Below are 6,726 nucleotides of genomic sequence, written 5' to 3'. Positions count from 1 at the left end.
CCCGCCGCAAGTCCGCTCACTGGTTCCTCGTCCGCCCGATCAGCGCCGCGGGCAACCCGCGCCGCCCCGCCCGTGCCCCGCCGCAAGTCCGCTCACTGGTTCCTCGTCCGCCCGATCAGAGTTGCGCGCATCCCGCGTCGCCCGCCCGTGCCCTACTTACACGCTGAGCAGCGCGCTCACGGTGTCGACGTCGAACGTCCGACGCTCGCCTTCGAGAGCCACGACTCCCTTGTCCATGACGTAGAACCGGTCGCAGATCGACCGGGCGAACTCGAGATACTGCTCGACCAGCAGGATGGAGCGCGTGCCCTCGCGCTTGATCCGCTGCAGCACGTCCGCGATCTCGTCCACGATCGAGGGCTGGATCCCCTCGGTGGGCTCGTCGAGGAGCAGCAGCGACGGGTCCGCGATCAGCGCGCGCGCGATCGCGAGCTGCTGCTGCTGGCCGCCGGAGAGGTCGCCGCCGCGCCTGCCGAGCATGCCGCCGAGCGCCGGGAACAGCGAGAGGACGTAGTCCAGCCGGTCGGGCGCCGGCCGCTTCTGGCGGGCGCCGAGCACCAGGTTGTCGCGCACGGTCAGCGCCGGGAAGATCTCGCGCCCCTGCGGCACGTAGCCGATCCCGAGCAGCGCGCGCTCATAGGGCGCGCGGCGCGTGATGTCCCGTCCCTCCCACTCGATCGTGCCCGTGCGCGGCGTGAGGAGCCCCATGACGGCCTTCAGGAGGGTCGTCTTGCCGACCCCGTTCCGGCCCATGACGCACACGACCTGCCCGGCGCCGACCGAGAGGCCCAGGCGCGTGAGGACGCGGCTCTCCCCGTAGTAGACGTCGATCGCGTTGACGGCGAGCATCAGGCCGCCCCCCGCACCTTGCCGCGCCCCAGGTACGCCTCGACGACGCGCTCGTCGGCCTGCACGCGCTCGAGCGAGCCCTCCGAGAGCACGGTGCCCTCGTGGAGCACGGTGACCTTGTGGCCGCGGCCCGCGATGTGGCGGACGAACTCCATGTCGTGCTCGATGAGCATCACGCTGCAGCTCGAGCGCGCGACGATGCCCTCGAGCACCTTGACCGTCCGCTCCTTCTCCGGCCGCGTCATGCCCGCGGCCGGCTCGTCGAGCAGCAGGAGCGTCGGCTCCTGGACCAGCAGCATCGCGATCTCGAGCCACTGCTTCTCGCCGTGCGAGAGCGCGCCCGCGACGTCGCCCGCGCGCCCGGCGAGCCCCACCTGCTCGAGCGTGGCGACGATCGGGTCGTGACCGCGGAAGCTCCGGCCCGCGCCGAGCGTCGAGGCGAAGCGCTTGCGGCCCGCGGAGAGGAGCATGTTCTCGAAGACCGTGTGCCCGGGGAACACCGACGGCGTCTGGAACTTGCGGATGACGCCGACGTTGGCGATCTCGTGGGGCGCCTGCCCCAGGAGGTTCACGGTGTCCCGGAACAGGACGCGGCCCGATTCGGGCGTGACGTGCCCGGTGAGGACGTCGAAGAGCGTCGTCTTCCCCGCGCCGTTCGGTCCGATGAGGAGGCGCACACGCTCGTCGCGCTCGATGATCAGGTTGAGGTTCCGGAGCGCGAGGAAGCCGTCGAACGACACGGTCAGGCTCTCGACGTAGAGGAGCGTGTCCGCCGAGCTCACGCGGTGTGCTCCTCGACGGGCGCGGCGACGGCCGCGGGCCCGCCGGTGCGCCGGCGCCCCACGAGCGCCCGGGCGCGGGCGGCGAGGCCCACGAGGCCGGTGGGGAAGAGCATGATGACCGCCATGAAGAGGCCTCCGAGGATGATCGGCCAGAGCCTGGGATACGTCCCGGTCAGCACGCTCCGGAGCCAGTTGACGGAGATGGCGCCGAGCAGCGCGCCCCAGAGGGTCCCGCGGCCGCCGAACGCGACCCAGATGACGATCTCGAGCGAGGGCAGGACGCCGACCTGGCTCGGCGTGATGATCCCCACCTGCGGCGCGTAGAGGAGGCCCGCGAGGCCCGCCAGGGCCGCCGAGACGGCGAAGACGAAGATCTTGAACCCGGCCGCGTTGTAGCCGAGGAACTCCAGCCGGCGCTCGTTGTCGCGGATGGCCTCGAGCACGAGGCCGGTCTTCGACCGGACGATCGCGCGGGAGATCAGGAGCGCGCCCACGAGGAGCGCCGCGGTGGCGACGTAGAGCGCCCGGAGCGTCACCGGGCTCGACAGCGAGAAGCCGAGGATCGACTTGAAGTCGGTGAGGCCGTTGGTCCCGCCGAGCTTCATCTCGTTGCGGTTGACCATCAGCCACACGGCGAACGCGATCGCCTGCGTGAGGATCGCGAAGTAGGTGCCGCGCAGCCGGCGGCGAAACGTGAGGAGGCCGATCACCGTGGCGAAGAGCGCGGGCAGCAGAATCGCGGAGGCGACCGCCACGACCGCGTACTTGTACGGCTTCCAGAAGAACGGAAGCTGGTAGACCTGGTTCCAGATCATGAAATCGGGCACGGGCTCGCCGTACACGCCCTTGCCGGACGACTCGAGCATCATGTGCATGCCGATCGAGTACGCGCCCATTCCAAAAAAGATCGCCTGCCCGAGCGACAGGATGCCCGTGTACCCCCAGATGAGGTCCATCCCGAGCGCCAGGATCGCGAGGGCCAGGTACTTGGCGAAGAGGTTCAGGTAGTAGTCGGACACGAAGCCGAGCGCGTTCGCGACGGGCAGGCCGACGACGAAGACGGCGCCGAAGAGCGCCACCAGGACGAGCTGCCGGTCGCGCTTCGGCGCGAGCGGCGGCGTCAGGGCCGCGCTCACGCCGTCTCGGCGGCCGCGCGGCCGCGCTGGGCGAAGAGGCCGGTCGGCCGCCACTGGAGGAACCAGATCACGATGACCAGCACCGCGACCTTCGCGTAGATCGCCGCCGCGGTGCCGCCGATCGCGGGCTCGATGAGCTTGTTCGAGAGGCCGATGCAGACGGCGGCCACCACGGTCCCGACGAGCTTGCCGACGCCGCCGAGGACTACGACCATGAACGAGTCCACGATGTAGGTCTTGCCGACCTCCGGGTCCACCGTGCCGATCAGCGCGAGCGCGCAGCCCGCGACGCCCGCGAGCGCCGTACCGAGCGCGAAGGTGACCGCGTCGACCTTCCGCGTCGAGACGCCGAGGCACGCCGCCATCGCGCGGTTCTGCATGACCGCCCGTACCTTCATGCCGGCGTACGTCCGGTTCAGGAGGAACCAGAGCGCGCCGAGCGCCGCGACCGCCAGGCCGACGATGAAGATCCGGCTCCACGGGAAGATCAAGCCGGTCAGCGGCTCCAGGCCGCCCCGGAACCACGTCGGCGAGTTCACGCTCGTCTGGTCGCCGAAGTAGAGTCGCGCGCCCTGCTGGAGGATCATGCCGGCGCCCCAGGTGACGATGAGCGTCTCGAGCGGCCGGCCGTAGAGGAAGCGGATCACGCCGAGCTCGAGGACGAGCCCGACGAGCCCGGCCGCCAGGAACGCGAGCGGCAGCGCCACGAAGAAGTAGTAGTCCTGGTACGCGGCGAGGCGCGCCTGGAACGCCTCCTGCACGACGAACGCCGTGTACGAGCCGATCATGAGCATCTCGCCGTGCGCCATGTTGATGATGCCCATGAGCCCGAACGTGACGGCGAGGCCCAGGCTCATGACGAGGAGCACGGCGGCGAGGCTGACGCCGTTGAACAGGTAGCCGACGATGTTCCGGCGGACGACGAACGTGTCGATGTCGCGGAGCGCCGCCTGCGCCGCCGCCTTGACCGCGGGATCCGTCTCCTGCTCGACGAGCGCCTTGAGCAGCGGCACCGCCGCCTCCGAGCTCGACGCGCCGAGCCGCTTCACGGCCGCGAGGCGGTCCTTCGGGTCCGCCGACCGGAGCCGGAGCTTCGCGAGCGCGTCCTCCATCACGACCCTCACGTCGCGGTCGGCCTCCCGCTCGAGCGCCTTCGCGAGCACGCCGAGCGCCGAGGGATCACCCGAGGTTCCGAGCTTGAAGGCCGCCGACTGCCGCTTCGCCTTGTCGTCGCTGAAGACCTCGAAGCGCTCGAGGATGCGCTGCACCACGCCGAAGAGCGATTCGTCGAGCGCCACCGCCTCCTGGCCCGACTCGAGCTGCACCGGCTGGCCCTGGGCGTCCACGACCGGGTGGCCGGCGACATCCGTGAGGCCGCCGTCGTCGCCGAGCAGCACGAGCCGCCCCTTGAAGGTGTAGAGGGCCCCGTCCTTGAGCGCCCGCAGCAGGCGCTCGACCCCGGGGTCCGTCGCGTCCTGAAGCTCCTCGAGCGCGCTCTTCTGCGTCGCCGGCGCGGCGAGCCGGCGGGCGACGGCCTCGAGATCGAGGTCACCGGACGCGGCGGCCGCGAGGCCGCCGAGCCCGGTGATCACCCACGTCGCCGCGAGGGCGGCGACGAGCGCGCGCGCTACGACTTGTCCGACAGCCACACCCGCTTGCCGCCGACCATGTCGTACGAGCCCTTGCCGCCGCCGCTCCAGTCGCAGCTGCGACCGGGGTACGTGACGTCGCTCCACGGCTCGGGCCGGACCCACGCCTTCGTCTTCCACACGACGTCGAACTGGCCGTCCGCGCGGATCTTGCCGATGTAGACCGGCTTCCACGTGTGGTGATTCTTCTCGTCCACCTTGTAGGGGCCGACCGGGCTCGGGACCTGCAGCCCCTCGAGGGCCTTGAGCACCTTGTCGACGTCGGTGGACTCCGCCTTCTGGACCGCCTTCGCCCAGAGGTGCACGTGGATGTAGGCGTGCATCATCGGGTCGTCCGTGACGGCCTGCTTCTCCGGGATGTTGTGCGCCTTGGCCCACTCCTTGTAGGCCTTCACCCACTTGATGTTCTCGGGGTTCTTGAGCGACATGAAGTAGTTCCAGGACGCGAAGTGCCCGACCAGCGGCTTCACGTCGAGCGTCTGAAGCTCCACCTCGGCGAAGCTATACGACATCGTGGGCGTCTTGTCCGCCATGACGCCCTGGTTGGCGAGCTCCTTGAAGAACGGCACGTTGCTGTCGCCGTTGATCGTGTTGATCACGGCGGCGTCGCCGGCGGCGCTGAAGCTCTTGATCTTGCCGACGATCGTCTGGTAATCCTGGTGGTGGAACGGCGTGTACTCCTCGGCGATGGCCGACTCGGGCACCTTCTTCACCTTCGTGAGATACAATCTCAAAATTTTGTTCGTCGTCCGCGGATACACGTAGTCGGAGCCGAGCAGGTAGAACTTCTTCTTCGCGCCGCCCTCCGCCGACATCAGGTAGTCGATCCCGGGGGTGGCCTGCTGGTTGATCGTGGCGCCGGTGTAGATCACGTTCTTCGAGCACTCCTCACCCTCGTACTGCACCGGGTAGAAGAGCAGCCCGTTGTTCTTCTCGAAGACCGGCAGCACGGACTTGCGGCTGACCGACGTCCAGCAGCCGAAGACCGCGGCCACCTTGTCCTGGAGGAGGAGTTTCTTGGCTTTCTCGGCGAACAGCGGCCAATCGGACGCCGGATCCTCCACGACGGCCTCGACCTTTCGCCCGAGCACGCCGGTCTTGTTGATCTCCTGGATGGCCATCAGGACCACTTCCTTGATCGGCGCCTCGCTGATGGCCATGGTGCCGCTGAGCGAGTGCAGGACGCCGACCTTGATCGGTTCCTTGGCCTGCGCCCGGAGGACGTGGGGGAAGCTGAGCCCGGCGCCGACCGCGGTCCCGGCCGCGAGCGAGCCCTTCAGGAAGTCGCGACGTGAGAACTCTGGCATACCTTCTCCTTTCGGTTGGTTGGTCTCGATCGCGACATCGCTGGCGCGTTCGCCACGGACTTCTCTGGCCGCGGCCTGCACGGATTCAGAGCAAAGGGCGTACCGAACCTCCCCTCCTGTTTTTTCGGGGCCTTACGTGGAGCGTCGCCGCGGGGCCCTGCCTAACGCGTAGGCAGGTCCTGCGCAACTGACTCCGAGACGAGCAGCGCCTTGGCGATCTCCACCATGGGCTTCCGGCTGTCCATCGCCGCCCGGCGCAGGCGGCGGAAGGCTTCGTCTTCCGTGAGGCCGAAGCGCGCCATCAGGGCGCCCTTGGCCCGCTCGATGTGCTTGCGTCCCTCGAGCGTCTGGCGCAGCTGGCGATTCTCGGCGAAGCGCGCGATCGCCACGTCGAGCGCGGGCGCGAGCTCGGCGGCGCGCAGGGGTTTCAGGAGGTAGGCCATCACGCCGGCCTCGCGGGCGCGGGCCACGAGCTCGGCGTCGGTGTGGCTGGTGAACAGCACCACGGGGCAGTCGGTCGTGACGATCGCGTGGGCCGCCGCGTCGATCCCGTCGCCGTCCGGCAGGCCGACCGCGAAGATCGCCACGTCGGGACCGGCGCGCTTGATCAGCGGAACCGCGTCGGCGCAGCGGAGCACCTCGCCCACGACCTCACCGCCGCCGGCCCAGATGGCGGCGCGTAGGGCGGCGCGCGACCGCTCGTGGTCGTCGAGGATCGCGACCCGCCAGCGGGGCTTCGCGGACATGCCCCTTGCCCCGGGCAAGCGCGATGCCAGAACCGCCATACGGGAAATCAGAGGCTTAGGGACGGACACGTTCGCCCGGCCTGCCTATCACCGCGGCATCGCTCCAAGCGTGCCGCTTTTGCATGCACGGGTCCAGCACCCCGGGGCGGCAGTGGCGTCATCGCGAGAAGACGACACGGGCGCCGGAGAATCCGGCGCCCGGGACAACGTGAGCGCGGCGGATACGCGGACATCAGCAAGACCTGCCTCTACTACAT

6 protein-coding genes are annotated in these 6,726 nt (G+C 69.5%); all 6 read right to left on the bottom strand.

Annotated features, from left to right (window positions below):
* Nucleotides 1–156: 156 nt before the first annotated feature.
* Nucleotides 157–849, bottom strand: a complete 693-nt coding sequence (gene urtE / locus VKG64_19170) for an urea ABC transporter ATP-binding subunit UrtE (GenBank protein ID HKB27163.1) — start codon at nt 847–849, stop codon at nt 157–159.
* Nucleotides 849–1,631 (bottom strand): ATP-binding cassette domain-containing protein, encoded by a 783-nt coding sequence (locus VKG64_19165; GenBank protein HKB27162.1) that lies wholly within the window; start codon nt 1,629–1,631, stop codon nt 849–851. Before VKG64_19165 ends, urtE begins: the two co-directional genes overlap by 1 nt.
* Complete coding sequence (urtC, locus tag VKG64_19160) at nt 1,628–2,767, bottom strand: urea ABC transporter permease subunit UrtC (protein HKB27161.1); 1,140 nt, start codon at nt 2,765–2,767, stop codon at nt 1,628–1,630. Before urtC ends, VKG64_19165 begins: the two co-directional genes overlap by 4 nt.
* Nucleotides 2,764–4,416, bottom strand: a complete 1,653-nt coding sequence (urtB, locus tag VKG64_19155; GenBank protein ID HKB27160.1) for an urea ABC transporter permease subunit UrtB — start codon at nt 4,414–4,416, stop codon at nt 2,764–2,766. Before urtB ends, urtC begins: the two co-directional genes overlap by 4 nt.
* The gene (urtA, locus tag VKG64_19150; GenBank protein HKB27159.1) at nt 4,395–5,723 is read right to left on the bottom strand and encodes an urea ABC transporter substrate-binding protein; all 1,329 of its coding nucleotides are present in this window, start codon (nt 5,721–5,723) and stop codon (nt 4,395–4,397) included. The genes urtB and urtA overlap by 22 nt, the downstream gene beginning before the upstream one ends.
* Before the next feature lie 161 nt (nt 5,724–5,884).
* Nucleotides 5,885–6,469 carry an ANTAR domain-containing protein gene (locus VKG64_19145; GenBank protein HKB27158.1) on the bottom strand — a complete coding sequence of 195 codons (585 nt, stop codon included), beginning with the start codon at nt 6,467–6,469 and terminating at the stop codon, nt 5,885–5,887.
* Nucleotides 6,470–6,726 lie beyond the last annotated feature (257 nt).

The sequence above is a fragment of the Candidatus Methylomirabilota bacterium genome (assembly GCA_035260325.1).
GTDB lineage: Bacteria > Methylomirabilota > Methylomirabilia > Rokubacteriales > CSP1-6 > AR19.
This window is presented reverse-complemented; position numbering and strand designations above follow the sequence as displayed.

Bases quoted from the DNA above. Each gene is read 5' to 3' on its own strand.
- VKG64_19145 (HKB27158.1), bottom strand. From the start codon at position 6,469: ATGTCCGCGAAGCCCCGCTGGCGGGTCGCGATCCTCGACGACCACGAG.
- urtA (HKB27159.1), bottom strand. From the start codon at position 5,723: ATGCCAGAGTTCTCACGTCGCGACTTCCTGAAGGGCTCGCTCGCGGCC.
- urtE (HKB27163.1), bottom strand. From the start codon at position 849: ATGCTCGCCGTCAACGCGATCGACGTCTACTACGGGGAGAGCCGCGTC.